This is a genomic window from Staphylococcus saccharolyticus, from assembly GCF_900458815.1.
GTDB classification, from domain to species: Bacteria; Bacillota; Bacilli; order Staphylococcales; family Staphylococcaceae; genus Staphylococcus; species Staphylococcus saccharolyticus.
In genome coordinates, this window is sequence record NZ_UHDZ01000001.1 from 1,316,682 (window position 1) to 1,342,076 (window position 25,395).

Here is a 25,395-nt window from a genome sequence, read left to right on the forward strand (position 1 = left end):
TTTTGGATTTGTTTCAACTCAAAACGCGTCCTGTTGTAATACGAAGAGAACTATTAGATCATTATGCTGAATTAGGTATGGGGGAACAAGATTTAGTTATCTTAATTAAACTTATTTATGCTTCTGAAACCTCTAATAAACAGCCCTCAATTGAGTTTCTTCAACAAGGCTCATCAATGGAACCTCGACAGATTACTTCAGTAATTCAAAACTTAATTCAACGAGAATTATTAGAATTAAATGTGAGTAAGGATGAAGAGGGCAAGTTTACTGAATATATGAATTTAGATCCATTTTATGAAAAGTTAAATCAACTTTTGAAGAAACAAAATCTTGATCATCAAGAGCTAGATAGTAAGGCACAGTTTAAGGAACTTTTTCAAATGATTGAAAAATCATTTGGCAGACCTCTTTCACCATATGAAATTGAAACACTTAATCAATGGATAGATGTTGACCAACATGATTTATCGGTGATACAAGCAGCTTTAGATGAAGCATTAAGTCAAAATAAATTGAGTTTTAAATATATTGACAGGATTCTATTAAATTGGAAGAAAAATAACGTAAAAACTGTTGATGATTCTAAGAAAATTCGAGAGCAATTTAATAAACCAAAAATGAAACATGTCGTTAAGAAAGTCCCTAAATTTGATTGGTTGAATGGAGAGGAACCTAATGATAAGTAAGAAAAGAGCACTAGCTATGATTGATATTATTGCTAATATGTTTCCAGACGCTGAGTGCGAACTTAAACATAATAATGCATTTGAACTTACAATTGCTGTTTTATTATCAGCTCAGTGTACAGATAATCTTGTCAATCGTGTGACACAATCATTGTTTAAAAAATATAAAACACCTGAAGACTATTTAGGTGTAAGTGATGAAGAACTGCAAAATGACATACGTTCTATTGGTTTATATCGCAACAAAGCAAAGAATATTAAAAAACTATGTCGTTCTTTAATAGATCAATTTGATGGTCAAATTCCTCAAACACATCAAGAATTAGAAAGTCTGGCTGGGGTAGGTCATAAAACTGCAAACGTTGTTATGAGTGTTGCATTTGGCGAACCTTCTTTGGCTGTAGATACACATGTGGAGAGAGTGTCTAAACGGTTAGGAATTAATCGTTGGAAAGATAACGTGCGCCAAGTAGAAGATCGTTTATGTGCTATTATCCCACGAGAAAGATGGACTAAAAGTCATCATCAATTAATATTCTTTGGTCGTTATCATTGTCTAGCAAAGAAACCTAAATGTGAAATGTGTCCTTTGTTAGAAGATTGTAGAGAAGGTCAAAAACGCTATAAAACGAGTTTGAAGGAAGAGTGATGGAATTTGATTAAAAAGCAAGATTTTGATGCATTAGAATGTCAATTAGATAATTTAGCGAGTAAAAAGCAATTAAAATCTCAAGAAGGCAAAATGCGCTTAGACGCTTATTTTGATATGATTATCAATTATTTTAAGCAAATTAATGAGATTGAAAGCATTCATTTTAATCAATTAGAGTTTTACCCAGTGGTGCCCATGAATTTTGAAGAACGATACCATTATATGATTGCACGTAAATATCATTTTATGGGTTATCAGCAAATGAAAACTCTTAAATCTGAATTAATAAAGATGAACGCCTCTTATCAAATTAGAAAAAAACGTCAACAAAAATAGCTCAATACAACAGATATAGCCAAGTATGATCATTTGTGACATACTTGGCCTTTTTCAAAGTAAAAAGAAGTCCCAATTTCTATGAAAAGAAACTGGGACTTCTGTATTTAGTTAGGATGCTTCATAATCAAAAATTAAATTTAAGTTAAACAGACGTGTTAATGCGTTTCCTGAGTTGCCTTGTGATGAATGATTTGAACTGTTTGAACTTGATGCTGAATTAGAGCCTCCGCTTGAGGAAGAAGTATCGCTACTTCCATGAACACTGCGACTTGTAGTGTTGTTATCAGGATGACCTTTTACAGATACGTTTTCACCATCACTACCACTCACATTATCTGGTTTCTTAAAATCTTCGCCATCTTTAGAAGAGATATCTGACATAACATCTTCATAAAGATATTGTGGATATTCTTGTTCAGAATGACCAACAAATGAGTTAGTTCCATATTGTTTAACTTTATTGAAGCCCATCCAAATTGACATTGAATATTGTGGTGAAAACCCGTTAATCCATACGTCTTTAGCTGCATTGTCTGGTAGGTTATACTTTTCATAAATTTCTTGACCGTAAGTACCTGTACCAGTTTTAGCACCCATATTGACGCCAGAAACCCCATGACCATAAGCTGAACCATAAGGTTTAAAAGTACCTTTTAAGATTTCAGCTAACATATATGCCGTGTAATCTTTCATAGCTTTATGACTTGAATGATCATACTCAATTGTATCACCATCGTTTGTCACAACTTTTTGGATTGAATGCGCGTTATTATAAGTACCACCATTAGCAATCGATGCGAAAGCTGAAGCTAATTGAGTAGGTGAGAATTCAGAAGATGAACCACCTAATACTTCTGATGGACCTATTTTACCACTATAATCTAAACCAACTTTTGAAGCGAATTCTTTAGGTGCATCGTTACCTGCATCTTTCTTAACTTGTTGCCAAGTTTTAAGTGCTGGAATATTAAAACTTTGTCTTAATGCATCGTAAATAGAAACAGTACCATGACTTTGAGTATCATAATTTTTGAATTGAGCACCGTCTACCCAATAAGATGATTCATCTTGAATAGCATGGTTTGTTGCCCATTTCATATTTTCTATTGCAGGACCATATGCTAAGAATGGTTTTAATGAAGAACCAGTAGGATGAGGGTCAGTAGCTTGGTTTCTTTCAACTACGTTTTTATAATTACGTCCACCTGAAATCGCTACTAAGCCACCAGTTTTACTATCTAAGATAGTTGCACCAACTTGTTGGTCATCATTTTTATAATAACTAGTACCATTATTAATACGATCTTGAAGCGTTTTTTGAACATCTTTATCCATATTAGTATAAATCTTAATACCACTTTGAAGAACGCTACCTAAATTCTTATCTTTAAAGTATTTGTTATTCATCAATTCTGATTGAACGAAGTTTACGTAAGAATCATACTCTGGATCTTTATCATTGCCGTTAACTTGACGTTCTTTTTTAGTGCGTTCTACTAAGTTCGCTTTAAGATTAATTTTTTTAGCGTCTGCATACTGTTTATCAGTAATTCTATGGTGTTTATGCATTAAATAAAGTACAGTATCTTTACGATTGTTCGCTTCTTTAGGATTATTATAAATGTTATAAAGGTTTGGAACTTGTGGCAAACCAGCAAGATATGCTTCTTCAGCTAAGTTTAAATCTTTCAAGTCTTTATTGAAGTAATATTTAGCTGCAGCTTTTACTCCAGTTACGCCATCTGAATAATAGATTTTATTCAGATAAACTTGGAAAATCTCATCTTTACTGTATTCTTGTTCAAGACGATATGAAAGATAAGCTTCTTGCGCTTTACGACCGATAGACTTTTGTTGTGTTAAGAATGAATCTTTAACAACTTGTTGTGTTAGTGTTGACGCACCTTGCGCACCAAATCCACCAGTTAAGTTCTTACCAATAGCACCAAACAAACGTTTATAATCAAGTGCACCATGGTGATAGAATCGATTATCTTCTGTCGCTAATACGGCATATTTCATGTTTTTAGGCACATCTTTAATATTGACGTGTTCATGACGTTGACCATTATCTAACGTTTTAACAAGATCTCCATTTTTATCATATATCTTAGCTGGAATTGGATCTTCTAACTTAGATTCAGTAAATGCTGGTGCTTTCCATGCATAGTAAGCAAACAACAAAATACCGAGTAGCAACAGAACGAAAAAGGCTATAATCATAAACCCTATAATCTTAATAATCGTTCTCTTTACGTTCCTATTCTTTTTTCCACCAGACTTCCCATTTTTACTATTCGTCTTTTTAGATTGGGAAGACCCTTTATTTTCCGTCATACGCGGTCCTCACTTTCATCTAATATCAACTTATCAACTGCCTTGAGGTAATTCAATCTTGGTTGATATTGATAAGGAATATGGTAACCATTTTTCCGAATTTCTTCAACAGTAATCGATTTTTTTATATCTTGGATATACCGTTCCCAAAGTCTTTCAAACTTGGAATAAGGCAATAGATATACTTCATCAAGAGTTTTAAAACGTATCATAAGAAAAACAATTCCCTTTTGATGATATGTATTTTTCATATGTTCCACCTGATGTGTATGGATATTATTTAAAGGAAAAGATGTTTTATTCTTCGTTTCTTTCGCTTCAAAATCAATATAACATCCATTATAAACACCGTTATAATCGGTTGTTGAAGGTGTACGAAAATAAGCTTCATTAATCACCGCCTTACTACGTTTCGGATAGTGTACATTAACGATTTGAACGGGAGTAGGCTTTTTGTGAATGACTGCTATACCACTTTTAAGATAGTAAGAATTTGATTGCTCAATATCTTTTTCAAGTGTCATTCCGCGTCCACCATATTCAATGTTACTTGAAAATGGGGAAACATTTCGTCCGTCCAAAGACTTATTTTTAGAGTATGGCTTACCATTTGGATAATTCATCATTTTCACCACACAAGTTTGATTCAATCATAATGCTACAATTAAAACAATAAAACTATTAAATCAAACTACAGTATTTGAATGTATATGTCAGTAAACAAACATATATCAAACACTATTTTAACGTGCTTATGCAAATCTGTCACGATTTCTTTCATAAATGAAAGATAAATGTAATCTTTTAGTTTTTAATTTTATTACTAAATTTATCAATTACCTCTTAATTCTTTTTACTAAAATGAAAAATTTTTGAATCATATCATTTAATTGAATTAGCATTAGAATATGTTTATTTGTATGACTAATGCTTTTAAGTTATGTTAAATTAACTTTGTAGGAGGCATCCTTGTGCAATATATTTTCGAACAACTTGTAACAGATATTAATGAAATGAATCGTCGTTATTATTTAGTAAAATCAACAGGTACAGATTATGATTTCTACAAAGAAGTCATGCCATATGTTGAAGATATTGACAATAAACTCGAAGCATTTATCAATAATTATGAACAAATAAATGCTATTCCATATATGACGAAAGAAAAATTTAATTTGTTAACTTCAAATATTCATTCTTTATCGGTGGAATGTCATTTTCAAAGAACAAGTAAAAAACTGTTCACGGAAATGTTGAAAAGTGTTCAGTACGATCTAAAAAATATTTTAATGTATAATGTTTAATGAGGTTAAATAATATGGTTAAAACTGTTTATGTTATTGGGTATAAATCTTTTGAATTAAATATATTCAAAGATGATGCTCCAGAAGTTTCCTATTTAAAGAAATTTATAGCGCATAAATTAGAACAACTTTTAGATGAAGGATTGGAATGGGTTCTGATACAAGGACAGATGGGTATAGAGTTGTGGACAGCAGAAGTAGTCATTCATCTCAAAGAAAGTTACCCTGACTTAAAACTCGGTATAATTACACCATTCTTTGGTCACACAGATCGTTGGAATGAAAGTAATCAATCAAAGTATACCTCTATCGCACAGCAAGCTGATTTTATCGAAAGCATTCATCACACTGAGTATCAAGGACTTTTTCAATTTAAACAAGCTGATCAGTTTATGTTAGATCACACTGATTACACCATTCTGATTTATGATGAAGAACAAGAGGCAAGTCCAAAATTCTTCAAGACTATGTTAGTTGAATTTATGGAAAAAACAAACTATACTTATGATATTGTGACGTTTGATGAACTCACTGACTTCATCAACGACTTGCAGTGGTCTCAAGATCAAAGTTTCGAATGAGGTGAAAAAAAGATGTCAGATGTTTCATTAAAATTATCAGCAAAAGATATTTATGAAAAAGATTTCGAAAAAACTATGGCACGAGGCTATAGAAGAGAAGAAGTAGACGCTTTTTTAGATGATATTATTACAGATTATCAAAAAATGGCGGATATGAATAACGAAGTTGTAAAACTTTCCGAAGAAAATCATAAATTGAAAAAAGAACTTGAAGAATTAAGATTACGTGTTGCCACATCGAGACCACAGGAAAATAAAAGCTTTTCTTCAAATAGTTCTAACAACGCTTCAAATAACGTGGATATCCTAAAACGTATCTCAAATTTAGAAAAAGCTGTATTCGGCAAATAAATTTTACAAATAACGAAAAAATTTATTACTTCTAAACTTAAAATTATGTTATAATCTCAAAAGTGATATTTCGGGTAATCGCTATAGCAATATAGAGGAAAGTCCATGCTCACACAGTCTGAGATGATTGTAGTGTTCGTGCTTGATCAAACAATAAATCAAGGCATTAAGTTGACGGCAACGAAATAACCTAAGTTTTTTGATATGGTTAGAATAGTTTGAAAGTGCCACAGTGACGTAGCTTTTGTAGAAATATAAAAGGTGGAACGCGGTAAACCCCTCGAGTGAGCAATCCAAATTTGGTAGGAGCACTTGTTTAGCGAAATTCAACGTATAAACGAGACCATCTTCATGCGAATATGAAGATGTGTAGACAGATGGTTACCACCAGCGTACCAGTGTAACTAGTACACGTGATGAGTACAATGGAACAGAACATGGCTTATAGAAATATCATGAACTAGTTTAGCTCTCCCTTGCATAATGGAGAGCTTTTTCAATTGTTAGAAGGGTCGTTCTAAACTTCATAACGCTTTACAATTCATTTTTAACACTTCAAACTTAACATTAATCTAAGAAACACATTTTACATATAAATTAGCATTAGAAACTTACGTTAAAGGAGACTAAGCAGTGTTTCAATTATTAACAGTATGTCCAATGGGATTAGAAGCAGTAGTTGCAAAGGAAATACAAGAACTTGGCTATGACACTCACGTCGAGAACGGACGCATTTTCTTTGAAGGTGATGAAACTACAATCGTTAAATGTAATTTATGGTTGCGCACAGCTAACAGAATTAAAATTGTAATGGGTCGCTTTGATGCAAAATCATTTGATGAGTTATTTGAACAAACAAAAGTATTGCCTTGGGAAACGATTATTGATAAAGAAGACTATTTTCCAGTTCAAGGGCGTAGTGTTAAATCAACACTTCATAGCGTACCTGATTGCCAGGCGATTACTAAAAAAGCGATAGTAGAACGATTAAAACATGCTTATCAAGAAACAGGATGGTTAAATGAAACAGGTGCCAAGTATCCAGTTGAAGTAGCAATACATAAAGATAATGTTCTACTTACAATTGATACATCAGGTTCTGGTTTAAATAAACGTGGTTACCGTCTAGCTCAAGGTGAAGCTCCAATTAAAGAAACTTTGGCGGCAAGTTTAATACGTTTAGCAAATTGGAAAGGTGATACACCTCTTATCGATCCATTTTGTGGCTCGGGGACGATTGCGATTGAGGCGTGTTTAATTGCACAAAACATTGCACCAGGCTTCAATAGAGAGTTTGTGTCAGAAGAGTGGAATATAATGCCTCCGAATATTTATGACCGATTAAGAGACGAAGCTGACCAAATGGCTAATTATGATAAAGAAATTGAAGTATATGCATCCGATATCGATCCAGAAATGGTTGATATTGCTAAGCGTAATGCTGAAGAAGTAGGGCTTAGCGACATTATTCAATTTGGCATCAAGGATGTAAACACATTAACCATCGATAAAGAAGAACCTGTAGCGCTGGTAGGAAATCCTCCATATGGTGAACGTATCGGCGACCGTGACGAAGTAGAAGAAATGTACCGCTACATCGGAACTTTAATGAAACAACATCCATTTTTATCTGCTTATATTTTAACAAGTAATAAAGAATTTGAATATTTAGTTAATCGTAAAGCGACTAAACGTCGTAAACTATTTAATGGTTATATTGAATGTACGTATTATCAATATTGGGGCAAAAAACCTAATTTTAAAAAATAAGTTTTACATTTTATAAAATATGTGTAATTATAGTAATTGATAAAGTACGATTCATTCGCACTCTTATCTTGACTGTAGTACAGTTGAGTAGGAGTGTTTTAATTTATTAATCATTAACCATATATTTAAAATGTACAATTTGTTAAATAGAGAGAGGATTTTAAATATGAAGACTGTTTTGATTATTGGAGCAAATGGTAGAGTATCTATCCAAGCTACTAAAATATTTCTAGAAAACTCAAGATTTAACGTTGACCTATTCTTAAGAAATGCTCATCGTATCCCTGATTACGCTTCTAATCGAGTTAAAGTTTTTGAGGGAGACGCAAAAAATGCTGAAGACCTTGAAAAAGCTTTAGATCAAGTTGACGTAGTATTCGCAAGTTTATCAGGATCATTAGATAAACAAGCTGAAACAATTGTCAAAGCAATGGATAATAAAAACGTTAAAAGACTTATCTTTGTTGCAGCACCTGGTATTTATGACGAACTACCAGAACCATTCAATGAGTGGAACAAAGAACAATTTGGTAAAAAATTAAATCTATATCGTAAAGCTTCTGACATTATTGAAAGCTCAGATTTAGATTACACAATTATTCGTCCAGGTTGTCTCACTGATAAGAATGAAAATGTATTTGAAATTACAACTAAAAATGAAACATTTAAAGGAACTGAAGTTTCTAGAAAAAGTGTGGCTTCACTTGCCGTTCAAATTGCTAAAAATCCAGAACTTCATTCCAAAGAAAATATTGGAGTTAATAAACCAGGGACAGAAGGCGATAAACCAGCTTGGTTTAACTGAATTAACTTATAAAATAGCATAAGTTTTAAAGTTTTGATATACTAAAATTCAATACAACTTAACTTTTAAAAAATAAGGCAAGTCATTATGACTGCCTTATTTTTTTATTTTCAACAATGTATATCGTAAAATAAGATATATAGAACTTATCTCAATGCAAGGGGAAAGTATTCTTTAATACATAAATGTAAAAGATGTAATATTAATTATCTTTTTGCAATTGAATCGAAGGGGCATACATAAATGGCAAATAAAGATCAATTAGATATTTTATATAAATTAAAAAAAGAAGTCGAAAAATCAAACAATACTATTTTAGTAAACACAATTAATCAAGTCATAAAAAAAGTTTATTTAAATCAATATACCGCTTCATTTGTAGGACACTTTTCAGCAGGAAAATCTACACTCATAAATTTATTATTAGAACAAGATATTTTACCGACTTCTCCTGTACCTACTACAAGTAACACGGCTATAGTGTCAGTAGCAGAAGAACCAGGGATTATTGCTAATTTACCACACCAACAATATACAAAATTAAAGACATATGACAATGTTAAGCAAATGAATCGACAAAATATGGATGTTGAATCGGTAGAAATTAACTTTCAATCTGGTAAGTTTAATCAAGGGTTTACACTCCAAGACACTCCAGGGGTAGATTCAAATGTTGCGACCCATCAATCAACTACAAAGCAGTTTATGTATACGAGTAATATGATGTTCTACACTGTTGATTATAACCACGTGCAATCTGCATTAAATTTCAAATTTATGAAACGTATCAATGACGTTGGTATCCCCATTGTATTTGTGATTAATCAGATAGATAAACATAATGAAGAGGAAATTTCTTTTGAGACATTTAAATCTCGCGTAGAAAAATATATTAAAGATTTGAATATCAAACTCGAACATACGTATTACGTTTCTAAATTTGAACATCCTAAAAATGAATTACACGAACTTTCTGATTTTCTAGTTTCAATAGACCTTCATCGCGAATCTATTGAAGACTATGTCAATCGCACAGTAAACTTTATTACTGATGGACAACTGGCATACATCCAAAATGAATTACAAGATATTCTTGATACTTTAGATATAGAAAAAGATTATTTTGAAGAAGCCTATATCAAATTCCAACAAAATCAAGAAGTGAGCGAAGAGGCAAAACTTCTCAATGATTCTGAGAAACTGTTAAATTATTTAAATCAAAAGCGTAAAGACATATTAGAGAATGCTTATATTATGACTTATGATATGAGAGAATCATTGCATTCTTATTTAGAAAGTCAATCAGCTGATTTTAAAGTAGGTGGACTTTTTAATAAGAAAAAGAAAAAAGAAGAAACACAGGTGCAACGTTTAAATAAAGCGACAACTGAACTTCAAGACAAAGTCAATCAGCAAATTCGTCAACCACTTCGTGAAGACATGTCATTCTTAACGCGATTTATCAATAATAAACACGTTAATGAACACATCTTAAATCAAGATTATGTCATCGATTCATCGTTAATTTCTAATCTCTATCAACCACAAACAAGTATTAGTAATACATATGTACTCACATTTTCAGATAAAGTGGTTAAGGCGTTAAATAAAATGATAGAGCATCAATCCAACCCGTTGTTTAAAGAAGTTATACAACATGCTGAAGCTAAAGAAATTGCTGCAGATGAAGATGAAGACAGACAAATATATGAAAGGTTTATTGAATTAAGACAGTTAAGAGAATCTCTTACTACTCATAATTATCAACACTACTATATTCATTTAGACGATTCTTTAGATAAACTCATCGGTAGAACTGAGGTGAACTATAGACTCAAACAAGAAAATTCCACTGCATATTACCAAATGCATCAACAGAAAGATCAAGAAAAAGTTGTGACAACTAAACAAGTTGATATCCAAAATGCACTAAAAATAGTGGAAGATGTACCATTATTTGAATGCGCGAAAAAAGATATTCAAGATACTATTCAAAGACTTAATCAGAAAGTTACTAAAATTGGAGTGTTCGGTACCTTCAGTGCTGGTAAAAGTAGTCTAATCAATGCGCTAATTGGTAATCAATATTTAGTAAGCTCGCCAAATCCAACCACTGCCGCAACGACAGAATTGTCATATGGTAATCACATTGAAATTACTTTAAAATCAGAAGACCAACTCCTTGAAGAAGTAAATCGAGTATTAGAATTCTATGACATCTCTTTTAATTCTTTAGAAGAGTTTATTCATAGTGATTTTAAAAAATTAAAATCACAACTTGAAAAGAATCAACTCGCCTTTATTAGCGCGATAGAACAACACTATAAAACGTATATAGATATGCTTCATCAAGGTATTGTTCATTCAGTTTCTCAAGAAGATGTTAAAAAATGGAGTGACGAAGATGAATATGCAACATTTATTAAAACGGTACATTTTAAACTTCCTTTAGATTGGTTAAAAGGAAAAATTATCGTAGATTCTCTCGGACTTCATTCAAATAATCAACGTCATACAAATGAAACCGAACAAATTTTAACTTCATCAGACCTTATTTTATATGTGAGTTACTTTAATCATTCATTTACAGATAATGACAAAGCATTTATTGAACATATGAAAGACATGAATCAATTAAACGAGAATCAAGCTTTTAAAATGGTCATTAATGCAGTTGATTTAGCTGAAAATGAGGAAGATTTAAATGCTGTAAAAGATTATGTTGCAGATGCTCTAAGTCAAGTCAATCTTCAATCTGAAATTTACGGTGTTTCAAGTAAAAGGGCACTCAAAGAAGAAGATCAAGGTATCAACCAACTACGTCATCGTGTCCAACACTTTGCAGACGTTGAATCTAAAATCATTTTAGAACAGCAAATGATATACCAACTTGAACAAATGAATGTATCATACAAAGAAATGATTGAAGAATTTCATCATAATAAAGATCAAATACGTCAGAGACAACAAAAGTTATCTCAGTACAAAAATCGAGAACGCTTAGATTCTCAAACGATTGACATTACATCACAGCACACTATAAATGAAGTTGATGAACAAATTTACCATCTTAATGAACGTTTAAAAATACAACTTCTGGATGAAGTTAAATCTGTATATAATAGTCAAATGACACAAAACAACGATTTTAATGAAGAAAAAAAATTATCTACAAAGACATACCTTGATCAGATTCATCAAAGATTGTACTTAGAACAATCATTAATCACAGAAAGAATTAAAAAATATTTTAATTCACAACTTAGTGAACAAGTTGCGCCAACTATTAAGAAATTAAATGAACTACACATTATAGTCAATGCTGGCTTTGATGTAAAACCGCCAATAAATGAAACGCCTTATTTAAGAATTGATTTAAATGAAATGGGTCAAGCATTACCAAAGCAATTAACTAAACATAAAATATTAAACCCAAATGCTCAAAAAGACATACAAGAACAGATATCACAATCAACACTAAAATTATTACAAAACAATTTAAGCGAATTAAGACAGCATCTTGATAATGATGTTAAAGAAATGGCTCAACAAGCTGCGCAACAATTTAAACAATTGGAAGAAACCATTCAAGCACAAATTGATGAATTACTGTTATTTAAATTAGATGATACACTCATCCAACAACTTGAAACTAAAACAATACAATTAGATAATATTCTATAAGAAGAAAGAGGGATTTAAGAATGACTCAGAGAGTCTTACTTGTCGATGGAATGGCGTTATTATTTAGACATTTTTATGCGACAAGCTTACACAATCAATTTATGTATAATTCAGAGGGGGTTCCTACAAATGGCATTCAAGGATTTGTCAGACATGTTTTTAGTGCTATTAAAGAAATTCATCCAACACATATTGCAGTTTGTTGGGACATGGGACAAGAAACATTTCGAAATGAAATGTTTGATGGCTACAAACAAAATCGACCAACCCCACCAGCAGAATTAATCCCTCAATTCGATTACGTCAAAGAAATTTCACAACACTTTGGCTTTGTAAATGTGGGTGTTGTAAACTACGAAGCTGATGATGTGATTGGTAGTCTTGCACAAACTTATTCACAACAAAATGAAGTCTTTATCATTACAGGAGACAGAGACATTCTACAATGTATTAATACAAATGTTGAAGTCTGGCTGACTAAGAAAGGATTTAATATTTATAACCGTTATACTTTAGATCGTTTCAAAGAGGAATATGGCATAGAACCGAAACAACTCATCGATGTAAAAGCATTAATGGGGGACTCCGCTGATGGTTACCCAGGTGTAAGAGGAATCGGTGAAAAGACCGCTATCAAACTAATACAAAATCATCAAAGCGTTGAAAATGTCATCGAAAATATCTCAACACTTACATCATTACAACAAAAGAAAATTAACAATAACATTCACAACCTTCATTTATCCAAATCTTTAGCAGAAATCTACACACGGGTTCCAATTGAAACCGAGCAGCTCTTTAAAGATATGGAATACGCGCATACACTAAACGATATTTTATCCATTTGCAATGAACATGAGTTATACATTTCAGGAAAATATTTAGCTAGTAACTTTTAATAATAAACCATTTTATGAACTCTTTTCGAGTTGATGGAATGGTTTTTGTTTTATAATTTTTTAGGCAATTCACTCCAAAATTATATTATTGTTTAGAACAAATAAATTGTTGTTCAAAATTCTATTGTGATAAATGAAGAGCATGCCGTTATGATTTTTGGGTCATCTGCTCTTTTTTATTGAGCAAATTTCAAATGGTATCAATTCATTGTCAAAAATTATCGTAATGACACAAACATAATTTTTAAATCACATCAAACAACAAAGACAAAACATCAAGAAGGTTCTGTTGCAAAGTTAATTTTATAGTATAATTTTAACAAAAAAAGGAGCCTTCTCTATGAATTATTTTAGATATAAGAAATTTAATAAAGACGTAATCACTGTAGCCGTTGGCTACTACCTAAGATACGCACTTAGTTATCGTGATATATCTGAAATATTAAGCAAACGTGGTGTTAACGTTCATCATTCAACGATCTACCGTTGGGTTCAAGAATATGCTCCTATTTTGTATCAAATTTGGAAGAAAAAGCATAAAAAAGCCTATTATAAATGGCGTGTTGATGAGACATACATCAAAATAAAAGGAAAATGGTGCTATTTATATCGTGCAATTGATACAGATGGTCATACATTAGATATTTGGTTACATAACAAACAAGATAATCATTCAGCATATGCGTTTATTAAATGACTTATTAAACAATTTGGTAAGCCTCGAATGATGATTACCGACCAGGCACCTTCAACGAAGGTGGCAATGTCTAAATTGATTAAAAATTTTAAACTTAATCCTAACTGTCATTGTACCTCTAAATATCTTAATAACCTCATTGAGCAAGATCACCGTCATATTAAAATGAGAAAGACAAGGTATCAAAGTATCAATACGGCAAAGAATACTTTAAAAGGTATTGAATGTATTTACGGTCTATATAAAAAGAACCGTAGGTCTCTTCAGATCTACGGGTTTTCGCCGTGCTACGAAATTAGTCACATGTTGGTCAGTTAAGAGAATACTACCATGTTAAAATGATAATTAGTTATATTTTTTTTGACTTTGCAACAGAACCCTTTAATTACCATTTAAAAACTTCACTTTTTAGTTAATTGATATAATGCTTGTTGTGCAAGTTGGTTGGCCTCTTTATTTTGATTTCGTGGAAGCCATTTAACGAACATCAACTCGAAACTTTGTTCCAAAATTTTGATATTATCAAAATAAGGTTTAAATTTCAGATTTTTAACATTTCCTCTATTAATACTATCCTCAATTAACTTAGAATCTGTGTAAAGTAAAGCGTTGGGTACTTGAAGTTCTCTGGCATGTTCCAATGCATGTAACATTGCAGCCCACTCAGCACTGTGATTATCCCTCTCTCCTAAGTCATGTGTAAACACATGTCGTTCTGATTCTTCTTTCACAACAACCGCACATGCGCTACGACCTGGATTACCTTTAGTAGCAGCATCAAAAAATACTTTTGCCATCTTACTTACACCCTCGTTCAAATTAATATACTCATATTGTAGCAAAACTTAAAACGATTACGTAAACAAATATGATTAATCATGTTAATTCATTTAACGATAAATATAAAATCAAATACTAATCCAACAATTTATTATAGCTCTGTACTAAATTAGATTGATGGGAATTTAAAAATTTATTAGTACATAATATTGTGTTTAGTATAAAAAATGAAGCAATAATCTCCATATTTATATGTAAGAAAATCAATAAAAATAAAATAATATACCTATAAAATCATTTTTGTAAATGGTATTATTTTTATAAATATTTGATATATTTTAAAAAAGAAGTTGATTAATAATAAAATCATTATAAAAACCTTCAAAAACATGTTGACGATTATATTAACTATTTCTTGGATCTAAGAACTAAAAGTTCCATGAAAATTTAGTTTTTTTGCCTTTAGTTAAGTATACTACTTACTATATTTGACATAATATTTTCTATCTCTATTATTTCTTTAATAATTCAATTTGTTACTTTGGTTATATTACCTATACTGGTCACTAAAAAAGAGGTAAAAAACTGTTGAACTATAACAAAAAGAAATATCTTATACTCACCAAAAAACGATGATTGTAATAATACCATTTCTTGTATATTGTTTAGTTCTATTTTTTATATTTAACATAACGATTTATTGTGCTAACTCATCTGTGACTTATTAAGCGTAGGTAAAATCTAATTTATTAAATTGTGCAACAACTGTATCAACCTTAAAGTAACTTAGAAACGAATGTACATTATCATACAAATTAAAAAGGTAAGGATGTGAAGTAATGCGTCATTCAACGAAACTAAAGCTAGGTGTAGGTTTGATTATACTCATTATATTTATTGGAGGTTGCGTCATTATGACAAAAGAAAATAATCGAAACGCTCAAATTAAGAATACATTTAATAAAACTTTAAGCTTGTATCCAACCAAAAATCTCGAAGATTTTTATGATAAAGAAGGCTTTAGAGATCAAGAATTTGATAAAGACGATAACGGCACTTGGATAATCAATTCTGAAATGACTATTAAACCAAGAGACAAGAATATGAAAACTAGAGGGATGGGTGGTCTATATAAATCGCAATACAAGAACAACAAAAGGTAATTTTATTATTAAAGAAATAACAGAGGACAGTAAAAGATATTCACATAGTAAAGTTAAAAAATAACCAGTCAAAATGGAACATAATCGAATTATCCCAACGAAGCCCATACCGGATGATAAGTTAAAAAAAGAAATTAAAAACTTTAAGTTTTTATACAATATGGCAATTTTAAAGATTTTAATCATTATAGAAATGGTGATATTTCTTACAATCCTAATGTGCCAAGTTATTCCGCAAAGTATCAATTGAGTAATAATGATTATAATGTACAACAGTTAAGAAAGCGATATATTATCCCAACGAAACAAGCTCCGAAACTTTTGTTGAAAGGTGACGACGATTTAAAAGGATCATCTGTAGGATCTAAAAATCTAGAATATACCTTTGTAGAAAATCATGAAGAAAATATTTATTTTTCAGATGCAGTAGAATTTACTCCAAGTGAGGATAATGAATCATGAGTCAAACTGAATATCAAATAGACCCAGGCAATATTGCAAGCAACTCTGAAGAAACAAGTGCTGTATCCAAAATAAGTTATGAAATAGAAAACGCAAATAATAGCGGTTTGAAAAAAGAAAAATTTAATGACCAAATAGAAAAGTTACAATGAAGAAATAAATTCCCTAAAAATCTTTCATATCTTAAAAGTTATACTGACCCGAAAACTGGCACGACCACAAGTACTTTTTTAAATAAAGATACAGGAAAAGTCACTTTAGGTATGACAGGCACCATTTTTTACACAAAGGATCAATATTAAAACAATCTTTAGGTTTTGCCTCTCCTCAAGACAAGATAGGTGCGAGTGAAACATTAAAAGATATTGGTGCAGAGGCAAATATTGCATTACATTCAGTAACAGATAAAGATTCACATTTTAAAAATACTCAAGACTTTATTAAAAATATCAAAAAAGACTATGATATTGATATCATTACAAGGCATTCTTCATTTAGTAGAGATGCAATTATTTTAGGCATGAGTAATAACATTAAAAATATCGTTGTATAAAATCCAGCGGCATTAGCTGTCAAAGACGTGAGTATCCTTTATGACGATGAAAAAGAACTTAAAAAAATGATTGAAAAGTATAATGGCCACATTGTAAAATTCGTTTCTAATAAAGATGAATTAGATGTAGGTGTTAGCAATCTTATGTATGAAACTGCCGGAGAAAAAGTAATTATAAAAAATGGGCAAAGCCATTCAATAGATGGTTTTTTAAACAAAGATACACAAGCTAAAATAGTAGCCGAATTAAAAAAAGTAAAAGGGTATCAAGATGCGAATAATAAATCATAGAAAACTGTTAATAAACGAACGCGAAGTAGGCTAAGCAAAATAGGTACGTTGAGAGCGAATTGAATTCAAAAGAATAGTGGGACACTCTCTTCATCTCAACAACAATTATTAGAATCTTTAAAGGCATTATCCGTTGCAGAAGGATTAAAACAATTAGTTGATGAAGAAAGCCAACACTTGAAAAAAATGTATCAAGCAATGGCGATAAGTTTGGAGAAAATTGGGAGAAGGCTCAAAAAGCTGGAAATGAAATTGCTGAAAAACTGACGTACGCAGAGGTCATAGATGAATTAAGGGCAGGGGGGGCGTATGAAAGCAAATTTGAGACGAATCCCCAAAGAAAAATCGACGCTAAATTAAAAAAATTAAATGATGTTTCTAAAAATTGTGATGATTATGTAGCTAAAATTAAACAGCGTATCGAAGCAATTGTGACAAACGACCAAATGTTAACCAGCCAAATAGTTGGTGTAATGTAATGTTTACAGCTTATAAAAGCATTAGTGAACTTGAAAATGCCTATGACGTAAAAAGACAACAAGTAAATGATGAACTAGAACAACTTTATGAATTAAAATACCAGATGCGCCGAAAATGTGAACAAACGTATAATCACTTCTTATACTTATAAAATAAAATGAATTATAGTGAAAATGCAAGTATCAAGTTGTCGCGTATTTTAGAAGTATTTGATGAAGAAATGAATCGGTACATCAAACTACAAGAGATGAGATTAGAAGCTGATAAAGATGTCTTAAGAAGAAACTATTTAAAACAACCTGCCAGAATTAAAGGAGATGAATCAACGTGATACGAAGTGCAGAAAGTATACCTGATTTAGCAGTGAGAAATCCATGGAAAAGCAACAGATTAGAGAGGTTATTGCACCAGAACACGATAAATGCATCATGATTATCAAAATAAGCTAAAAAGTAATCAAAAATATTGCTTAACCAAATGATGAGTCATTTTAAGAAATTCGAAAGTGATTTTTCCAATGTGACACAAGGGGATTGGGTTAAAAGTGCAACATCGAAATTAAAGAATATCAGTAAAAATTTAGAAAAAATTCAGGATATTAATGTATGAAAACAATAAAATGATTTTTTCAGTAATTAAAGTGACTTAGAAGCACTAAAATTATGCATAAAATACAGAATAAACCTAATCTAAACTTTATGTCGAGAAAATTTATTTTACATTGAGAAGCAGCCTTTACTAAACTACAACAACAAATGTTTGGATAGTGAGCGGTATTAACCCGACGAGTCGATAGAATTAAGGTATGTTACGTAAACGGTACCTCAGTGTCAATAAAACAATTGGAATAAATTGTACAAAGTTAAATGTACTAAAGTTACTGATAAAAATAATAGTTTTATACTTTATAAACCTTAACCTAAAAAAGAGATTAGGCAACTCAAGTTGCTTAATCTCTAATTATTTGTATAAATTCTATTTGATATGAAACCTTTATTATTAATAGCCTTCATCAAGTTTTTGAATCTTACCTTTGCGATAGAAAGATTTAGCAATGTAGCCAAATGGTACATTGAATATAGTTGAAATTAGTTTTAATAGGTAAGTAGTAATAAATATTTCGAAAACTGCCATGTCCGGTAATGTACCGATAAATGCAATTGAAACAAATAAAGCAGTATCAATAATTGAACTTAAAACAGTACTACCGTATGCTCTAATGATAAATGTTTTTTCTGAGCTAAAAATCTTTTTAATTAATGAAAAGATAACCACATCAATATGTTGCCCAATAATGTAAGCAATAACTGAACCTAATGCAATTCTAGGTACTAAATCAAATATCGTTTTTAAAGCACCTTGTGCAGTATCTACAGGTGCCGGAATAAAATGTAACGACATTTGCATAACGATAATCATGACTAATGTTGATGAAAAACCGAGCCACACAGCTCTTTTAGCAACTTTACGACCATATATATCGTTTAAAATATCAGTTGCTAAATATATAGAAGCGAACATCACATTCCCAAGCGTCGCTGAAATCCCAAAAATATGAACAGTTTTGATAACTTGAATATTGGCTATTATCGTTCCAATGGCTACCCACGCGATTAACCCTTGCTTCCCAAAACAACGGTACATGAAAACCATTAATATAAACGTAACGATGAAAGATGTTACACCAAAAATTTCATTAAACATCTTACTTCCTCCTAAATTTTGATAAAGCGGGTGTTTAGAAACCGCAAAAAACAACTACATTATTTTACTTGAATTCCAAAATTTATGCAATACCTTAATAAAAATTACTTAATAATAATTCAAAGAAATTTAAAAATAATTCATCTAACTCTCAATCGTATCTACTTAATAAAAATTAAATTGATTATTTCAAATCTGTATCCTATTAAATGCTATAATACTATCATGTGAAATGAGCTTAATTAAATTTTAAACAAAAGTTAATAGCTAAAGGGAGTGACAGCTATACTCACTTATTCTGAAAAAAGAGCAATTCATAGAATAGATCAATTGATGAACACTTATTGTTACCAATGTCCCTTGAAAAGTCACAATAAAAAGACACAAGGTAAAACATATGCGCATCATTTTTGTATTAATGAGTGTTCAATTGGCAAACAAATCAAGCAAATTGGTAACGAGCTACAATAGGAGGTCATCATTATGGAAATCTTAACAATTTCAGAAACGCCTAATTATAATACGATGAAAATCACTTTAAGTAAATCGCGCCAAGATCATTCATCAACCACATATACCTCAGCTAAAGAAGGGCAACCTAATTTTATTAATCGATTATTTACAATCGATGGTGTTAAATCTGTCTTTTATGTTATGGATTTCATCTCAGTTGATAAGGAAGAAAACGCTAGTTGGGATGAAATACTACCTCAAATTCAAGAAACCTTTAATCAGTAAAATTCATCTATAATAAGAGGGGGATATAGATGGAAATTGTACGTGTTGAACCAACACCTAGTCCTAATACAATGAAAATTGTATTATCTGAGAAGAGAAAAGATAATCAATCAACTACTTATACAACAGTTAATGATAAACAACCAAAAGCAGATTGGGAAAATGTATTACCCTTAATTACTTCAACACTAAATCATGAAGAAACCTTTCAACTTGACCAAAAACCAGATGAACATTACGGAGAAGTTCATGCAGAAGTGTTAATGTTTAAAGGTAAACCTTATCAACTCAAACTAACTTCAAATAAAGAAGAAAAACGTAAACAACTTCCTGAAATCTACATTGATAAAATGTTGGAAACTCAAAAAGATAACGACAATATAATATTTATAAGAAAGTGGCAGGACTTTGGCATTAGATACGACGAGTTACAAGATGTAATGAATGATCTTTACGAGGAAGTGCTCGCGCTTTATCCCAAACAACGTCTTGAAAATTTAGTCAATGAAGCACTTACGACAGATTTTGTTGTTCCTAAACAACATTTTCATCATATCACTTTAGAAAAATACAGCAACACTCATGATTGGAAAGCTCGTCTGCGAATGCTTAAAGCTTTTCCAACACCAGCAATCAATGACATTCCATTATTAGAAACTGCATTGGCAGAAGAAAAGATACCTTTAAGACGTGAAGCTGTTGTATTACTAGGTATGATAGAAAGTACCGACGTACTTCCTTACATCTATAAGGGATTACATGATCAAAGTCCGGCAGTTAGACGTACAGCTGGTGATTGCATTAGTGATTTAGTGTTTAAAGAAGCCTTACCTGAAATGGAGAAGGCATTAGCAGATCCTCAAAAAATTGTGAGATGGCGATCAGCAATGTTTATCTTTGATGAGGGCAATGAGAAACAATTACACTCACTTAAAGTACATGCTGATGATTCAGCCTATGGGGTCAAAATGCAAATTGAAATGGCGATTTCAAGAATTGAAAATGGTGATGAGGCGCTAGGTTCAGTGTAGAAACAAATAGCCAATCGTGAACGCTAGTTCATATTAATTTTTAAAAATAAAGGAGAGTCAAATAATAAATGCATACGAAGTTTATATGAAAGAATTAGTACAACAAATGCGTGCTGAACTCACTGAAAATAGTTTCAAAACCCTAGAAACCAGCGAAGAAGTCAATAAATATATGCATCAAGTAACCCGATAATGAAACAACATTTGTCGTTATTAATCCAACGTGTGGATGTGCATCTGGATTAGCAAGACCTGCTGCAGTTGCTGTTGCAGAACAAAATGAAGCAAAACCTAACCACAAACTAACAGTATTTGCAGGTCAGGATAAAGAAGCAACTCAAACAATGCGAGACTATATCCAACAAGTGCCATCTAATCCTTCTTACGCGTTATTTAAAGGACAAAATTTAGTTCATTTTATTCCACGTGAACATATTGAAGGTCGAGACATCAACGATATTGCTATGAATTTAAAAGATGCATTTGATAACAATTGTCAATAATTCAAAAATACCGAGTAGATGAGTAAAGTCACTCGGTTTTTAAAGAAATTTTATTTATTTATCTATCACGAAAAATTCTTAATCTTGAATGACTCTCTCTTCTAACAGTTCATGATTTCTAGTATAATGTTTATTAATATGAATTAAATTTACTGATTAAGGAGTTGTACACATGTATAATCCATTCGATGAAGCTTATCACAGCTTATGCGAGGAGATATTAGAGATAGGTAACCAACGTGATGATCGCACACATACAGGTACGATTTCTAAATTTGGTCATCAATTACGTTTTGATCTTTCAAAAGGATTCCCACTACTAACAACTAAAAAAGTTTCATTTAAATTAGTTGCTACTGAATTATTATGGTTTATAAAAGGAGATACAAATATTCAATATCTTCTTAAATATAATAATAATATTTGGAATGAGTGGGCGTTTGAAAAGTATGTGCAATCAGACAATTACCACGGTCCCGATATGACTGATTTCGGTCATCGTTCACAGCAAGATTCAAAATTTAATGAACAATACAAAAAGGAAATGAAAACTTTTAAAGAACGTATCCTTAATGACGATGCATTTGCGAGTCGATATGGTGATTTAGGTAATGTTTACGGCAAACAGTGGCGAGATTGGGAAGATAAAGATGGTAATCACTTCGATCAAATTAAAACAGTTATAAATCAAATTAAAACCAATCCAAATTCTAGAAGGCATATTGTATCAGCATGGAATCCAACTGAAATTGACTCAATGGCATTGCCGCCTTGTCATACGATGTTTCAATTTTATGTACAAGAGGGTAAATTAAGTTGTCATTTATATCAACGTAGTGCTGATGTATTCCTTGGTGTTCCATTTAATATTGCGAGTTATGCATTACTGACTCATCTTATAGCTAAAGAATGTAATCTTGAAGTCGGAGAATTTGTACATACTTTTGGTGATGCACATATTTACTCTAATCATATGAAAGCCATTCACACACAACTTGCTCGCGAAAGTTATCAACCACCTCAATTAAATATTAATTCTGATAAATCCATTTTTGATATTAATTATGAAGATTTAGAAATAGTTGATTACGAATCACACTCTGCTATTAAAGCACCCATTGCAGTATAATTTTTTATTTTCATAAGAACCAACATCATATTTTAAATTTAGGAAGGAGGAAGACAATGACTTTATCAATTCTTGTCGCACACGATAAACAAAGAGTAATTGGTTACCAAAACCAATTACCCTGGCATTTACCTAACGATTTAAAGCATGTGAAACAATTGACAACTGGTCATACACTCATCATGGGTCGCAAAACTTTTAATTCAATTGACAAACCATTACCCAATAGACGTAATATCGTTCTAACAACTAATCCATCATTTAATCGCGAAGGGGTAGACGTTATCAATTCTTTAGAAGATATTGAAAATTTGCCTGGCCATGTATTTATTTTTGGTGGACAAACACTTTTCGAAGCAATGATAGACAAAGTTGATGATATGTATATTACTGTTGTTGATGGAATATTCCAAGGAGATACATTCTTCCCTACATATACATTTGAAGACTGGGAAGTTGAATCCTCAATTGAAGGTCAATTAGACGAAAAAAATACAATTCCTCATACATTTTTACATTTAGTGCGGAGAAAAGGTCAATAGGAGGACAATTATGACTAAACAAATTATCGTCACAGATTCAACCTCTGATTTATCACATGATTATTTAAAACAAAACAACATTCATGTTGTACCGTTAAGCCTAACTATTAACGGTCAATCTTATAATGATCAATTAGATATTTCATCTAAGGAATATATTGATTATTTGGAGGACGATGCTGACGTTAAAACGAGTCAACCTCCAATAGGTCGATTCATTGAAAAATATGAAGCGCTTGCTGAAGAAGATGTAAAAATAATTAGTATTCACTTATCATCAGGGTTAAGCGGCACATACAACACTGCTGTACAAGCAAGTCAAATGGTTGAGGGGAATATTACTGTCATAGATTCTAAATCAATCTCATTTGGATTGGGATATCAAATTAAGCATATTGTTGAATTAATTAATAAAGAAATACCTATACAAGATATCGTTGAAAGTGTGAATCGACTCCGTGATAATATGCAATTATTCGTAGTCATTGGTCAACTCAATCAGCTTATAAAAGGTGGACGCATTAGTAAAACTAAAGGACTTATTGGTAATATCATGAAAATCAAACCTATTGGAACATTAAATGATGGCAAATTAGAGTTAGTTCATAACTCTAGAACGCAAAATTCAAGTATTCAATATTTAAGAAAAGAAATTACTGAATTTATCGACAATCATTCTATCAAATCTATTGGTATTGCTCATGCGAATATAATAGAATTCGTTGATAAAATTAAAAATTCATTTTCAGAAGCATTTAATTTCAACCAATTTGATGTCAATGTTACAACGCCTGTCATTTCAACACATACAGGTCAAGGAGCTATTGGCTTAGTCGTTTTACGTGACTAAAAACTAAAAACAAACTGGTATACAGCATTGACTAAATAAAATACTTTAAATTCATCTTCATATAGCGTAAATTATTTAAAAAGAGATAACATAAAGAGGGGATTTAGATGGCATATGCAACACTCGCAGGAGGTTGTTTCTGGTGTATGGTTAAACCCTTTACATCATATCCAGGCATACAATCAGTCACATCAGGCTATAGTGGTGGCCACGTAGAAAATCCAACATATAAACAAGTTTGTACTAATCAAACTGGTCATGTTGAAGCTGTGCAAATAGAATATGATCCCAACATCACTTCATTCGAGAATATATTAGATGTTTATTTTAAAACATTTGACCCTACTGATCATGGTGGTCAATTCTTTGATAGGGGCGAAAGCTATCAGCCGGTCATCTTTTATCACGATGAAGAACAGAAAAAGGCAGCTGAGTTAAAGAAACAACAAATTAACGAACAAGGTATTTTCAATAAACCTGTTATTACGCTAATTAAACCATATAAAAACTTCTATCCAGCAGAAGATTATCACCAAGATTATTACAAGAAGAATCCCATGCATTATGAACAATACCAACGTGGATCTGGCAGAAAGGCATTTATAGAATCCCATTGGGGGGCTCAACATGATTAAAAAGAGCAAAGATGAATTAAATGATATGGAATATTTAGTTACTCAAGAAAGTGGAACTGAACCTCCTTTTCAAAATGAATATTGGAACCACTTTGATAAAGGTATTTATGTTGATAAATTATCAGGCAAACCACTATTCACTTCTGAAGAAAAATTTGAGTCCAATTGCGGTTGGCCAAGTTTTTCAAAAGCGTTAGATGATGATGAAATTGTTGAACTTGTCGACAAATCATTCGGCATGATTAGAACTGAAGTTCGCTCAGAAGAAGCCAATAGTCATTTAGGTCACGTGTTTAATGATGGCCCTAAAGAATCAGGTGGTTTAAGATATTTATTAACTCTGCAGCTATCCAATTTATTCCTTATGATAAACTAGAAGAGTTAGGATATGGAGACTTAATTTCACATTTTGAAAAATAGGAGTGA

The 25,395-nt window shown here is 31.5% G+C and carries 21 protein-coding genes, 1 other RNA gene and 7 pseudogenes; 25 read left to right on the forward strand and 4 right to left on the reverse strand.

Annotation, left to right across the window (positions count from 1 at the left end):
- The first annotated feature begins 2 nt into the window (after positions 1-2).
- From DYE57_RS06490 to DYE57_RS06500, 3 genes are read left to right on the forward strand one after another with little or no spacing between them, the layout of a single operon-like run.
- Positions 3-689: a DnaD domain-containing protein gene (locus DYE57_RS06490; RefSeq protein ID WP_115313341.1), complete on the forward strand. Its 687-nt coding sequence runs from the start codon at positions 3-5 to the stop codon at positions 687-689.
- Positions 679-1,338 carry an endonuclease III gene (gene nth, locus DYE57_RS06495; protein ID WP_115313342.1) on the forward strand — a complete coding sequence of 220 codons (660 nt, stop codon included), beginning with the start codon at positions 679-681 and terminating at the stop codon, positions 1,336-1,338. Before DYE57_RS06490 ends, nth begins: the two co-directional genes overlap by 11 nt.
- Before the next feature lie 6 nt (positions 1,339-1,344).
- The gene (locus DYE57_RS06500) at positions 1,345-1,677 is read left to right on the forward strand and encodes a YpoC family protein (protein WP_115313343.1); all 333 of its coding nucleotides are present in this window, start codon (positions 1,345-1,347) and stop codon (positions 1,675-1,677) included.
- 111 nt (positions 1,678-1,788) lie between these two features.
- On the opposite strand, the gene DYE57_RS06505 is transcribed toward DYE57_RS06500, so the two are convergent.
- The gene (locus tag DYE57_RS06505; RefSeq protein WP_115313344.1) at positions 1,789-4,017 is read right to left on the reverse strand and encodes a transglycosylase domain-containing protein; all 2,229 of its coding nucleotides are present in this window, start codon (positions 4,015-4,017) and stop codon (positions 1,789-1,791) included.
- A complete protein-coding gene (gene recU, locus DYE57_RS06510) occupies positions 4,014-4,640 on the reverse strand; it encodes a Holliday junction resolvase RecU (protein WP_115313345.1) in 627 nt (208 codons plus the stop codon). Before recU ends, DYE57_RS06505 begins: the two co-directional genes overlap by 4 nt.
- 348 nt (positions 4,641-4,988) lie before the next feature.
- Between recU and DYE57_RS06515 the strand changes: the two genes are divergently transcribed.
- The 9 genes and pseudogenes from DYE57_RS06515 to DYE57_RS06555 all read left to right on the forward strand — a co-directional run bounded on the left by DYE57_RS06515 (position 4,989) and on the right by DYE57_RS06555 (position 14,426).
- On the forward strand, positions 4,989-5,321 hold the full coding sequence (locus DYE57_RS06515; protein WP_115313346.1) for a DUF1798 family protein: 333 nt from the start codon (positions 4,989-4,991) through the stop codon (positions 5,319-5,321).
- Positions 5,322-5,335: 14 nt separating this feature from the next.
- Positions 5,336-5,902 (forward strand): SLOG family protein, encoded by a 567-nt coding sequence (locus DYE57_RS06520; protein WP_115313347.1) that lies wholly within the window; start codon positions 5,336-5,338, stop codon positions 5,900-5,902.
- 12 nt (positions 5,903-5,914) lie between these two features.
- Positions 5,915-6,253 carry a cell division regulator GpsB gene (gpsB, locus tag DYE57_RS06525; RefSeq protein WP_115313348.1) on the forward strand — a complete coding sequence of 113 codons (339 nt, stop codon included), beginning with the start codon at positions 5,915-5,917 and terminating at the stop codon, positions 6,251-6,253.
- Positions 6,254-6,319: 66 nt separating this feature from the next.
- An RNA gene (rnpB, locus tag DYE57_RS06530) (RNase P RNA component class B) lies at positions 6,320-6,703 on the forward strand.
- Between the two features lie 183 nt (positions 6,704-6,886).
- Positions 6,887-8,023 (forward strand): THUMP domain-containing class I SAM-dependent RNA methyltransferase, encoded by a 1,137-nt coding sequence (locus DYE57_RS06535; RefSeq protein ID WP_115313349.1) that lies wholly within the window; start codon positions 6,887-6,889, stop codon positions 8,021-8,023.
- Positions 8,024-8,189: 166 nt separating this feature from the next.
- Complete coding sequence (locus tag DYE57_RS06540; RefSeq protein WP_165417874.1) at positions 8,190-8,828, forward strand: SDR family oxidoreductase; 639 nt, start codon at positions 8,190-8,192, stop codon at positions 8,826-8,828.
- Positions 8,829-9,071: 243 nt separating this feature from the next.
- A complete protein-coding gene (locus tag DYE57_RS06545) occupies positions 9,072-12,512 on the forward strand; it encodes a dynamin family protein (protein WP_115313351.1) in 3,441 nt (1,146 codons plus the stop codon).
- A gap of 20 nt (positions 12,513-12,532) precedes the next feature.
- Complete coding sequence (locus DYE57_RS06550) at positions 12,533-13,411, forward strand: 5'-3' exonuclease (protein WP_115313352.1); 879 nt, start codon at positions 12,533-12,535, stop codon at positions 13,409-13,411.
- A 340-nt stretch (positions 13,412-13,751) separates the two neighbouring features.
- Positions 13,752-14,426, forward strand: a pseudogene (locus DYE57_RS06555) (IS6 family transposase).
- Between the two features lie 83 nt (positions 14,427-14,509).
- Here DYE57_RS06555 and DYE57_RS06560 read toward each other — a convergent pair.
- Positions 14,510-14,905: a ribonuclease HI family protein gene (locus DYE57_RS06560; protein WP_115313353.1), complete on the reverse strand. Its 396-nt coding sequence runs from the start codon at positions 14,903-14,905 to the stop codon at positions 14,510-14,512.
- An 822-nt stretch (positions 14,906-15,727) separates the two neighbouring features.
- Between DYE57_RS06560 and DYE57_RS06565 the strand changes: the two are divergent.
- The 4 pseudogenes from DYE57_RS06565 to DYE57_RS12345 all read left to right on the forward strand — a co-directional run bounded on the left by DYE57_RS06565 (position 15,728) and on the right by DYE57_RS12345 (position 18,446).
- Positions 15,728-16,513, forward strand: a pseudogene (locus DYE57_RS06565) (tandem-type lipoprotein).
- Positions 16,510-17,836 (forward strand): annotated as a pseudogene (locus tag DYE57_RS06570) (hypothetical protein). Before DYE57_RS06565 ends, DYE57_RS06570 begins: the two co-directional pseudogenes overlap by 4 nt.
- Positions 17,836-18,168 (forward strand): annotated as a pseudogene (locus tag DYE57_RS12695) (hypothetical protein). The pseudogenes DYE57_RS06570 and DYE57_RS12695 overlap by 1 nt, the downstream one beginning before the upstream one ends.
- 43 nt (positions 18,169-18,211) lie before the next feature.
- A pseudogene (locus tag DYE57_RS12345) lies at positions 18,212-18,446 on the forward strand (hypothetical protein).
- A 390-nt stretch (positions 18,447-18,836) separates the two neighbouring features.
- Here DYE57_RS12345 and DYE57_RS06585 read toward each other — a convergent pair.
- Positions 18,837-19,541, reverse strand: coding sequence for a queuosine precursor transporter (locus tag DYE57_RS06585; RefSeq protein ID WP_115313354.1), 705 nt, complete (start codon positions 19,539-19,541; stop codon positions 18,837-18,839).
- A 276-nt stretch (positions 19,542-19,817) separates the two neighbouring features.
- On the opposite strand from DYE57_RS06585, the gene DYE57_RS06590 reads away from it, so the two are divergent.
- The 9 genes and pseudogenes from DYE57_RS06590 to msrB all read left to right on the forward strand — a co-directional run bounded on the left by DYE57_RS06590 (position 19,818) and on the right by msrB (position 25,389).
- Positions 19,818-20,012 (forward strand): zinc-finger domain-containing protein, encoded by a 195-nt coding sequence (locus DYE57_RS06590; RefSeq protein WP_115313355.1) that lies wholly within the window; start codon positions 19,818-19,820, stop codon positions 20,010-20,012.
- A 12-nt stretch (positions 20,013-20,024) separates the two neighbouring features.
- On the forward strand, positions 20,025-20,279 hold the full coding sequence (locus DYE57_RS06595; protein ID WP_115313356.1) for a NifU N-terminal domain-containing protein: 255 nt from the start codon (positions 20,025-20,027) through the stop codon (positions 20,277-20,279).
- A 29-nt stretch (positions 20,280-20,308) separates the two neighbouring features.
- Complete coding sequence (locus DYE57_RS06600; protein WP_115313357.1) at positions 20,309-21,310, forward strand: virulence factor; 1,002 nt, start codon at positions 20,309-20,311, stop codon at positions 21,308-21,310.
- A 64-nt stretch (positions 21,311-21,374) separates the two neighbouring features.
- Positions 21,375-21,813, forward strand: a pseudogene (gene brxA / locus DYE57_RS06605) (bacilliredoxin BrxA).
- Positions 21,814-21,985: 172 nt separating this feature from the next.
- The gene (locus DYE57_RS06610; protein WP_115313358.1) at positions 21,986-22,942 is read left to right on the forward strand and encodes a thymidylate synthase; all 957 of its coding nucleotides are present in this window, start codon (positions 21,986-21,988) and stop codon (positions 22,940-22,942) included.
- Positions 22,943-22,998: 56 nt separating this feature from the next.
- The gene (locus DYE57_RS06615) at positions 22,999-23,484 is read left to right on the forward strand and encodes a dihydrofolate reductase (RefSeq protein WP_115313359.1); all 486 of its coding nucleotides are present in this window, start codon (positions 22,999-23,001) and stop codon (positions 23,482-23,484) included.
- A gap of 10 nt (positions 23,485-23,494) precedes the next feature.
- Entirely contained in the window at positions 23,495-24,334 is an 840-nt protein-coding gene (locus DYE57_RS06620) for a DegV family protein (protein ID WP_115313360.1), read from the forward strand.
- 107 nt (positions 24,335-24,441) lie between these two features.
- Positions 24,442-24,969: a peptide-methionine (S)-S-oxide reductase MsrA gene (gene msrA / locus DYE57_RS06625; RefSeq protein WP_115313361.1), complete on the forward strand. Its 528-nt coding sequence runs from the start codon at positions 24,442-24,444 to the stop codon at positions 24,967-24,969.
- Positions 24,962-25,389: pseudogene (msrB, locus tag DYE57_RS06630) on the forward strand (peptide-methionine (R)-S-oxide reductase MsrB). The gene msrA and the pseudogene msrB overlap by 8 nt, the downstream one beginning before the upstream one ends.
- Positions 25,390-25,395: the final 6 nt, after the last annotated feature.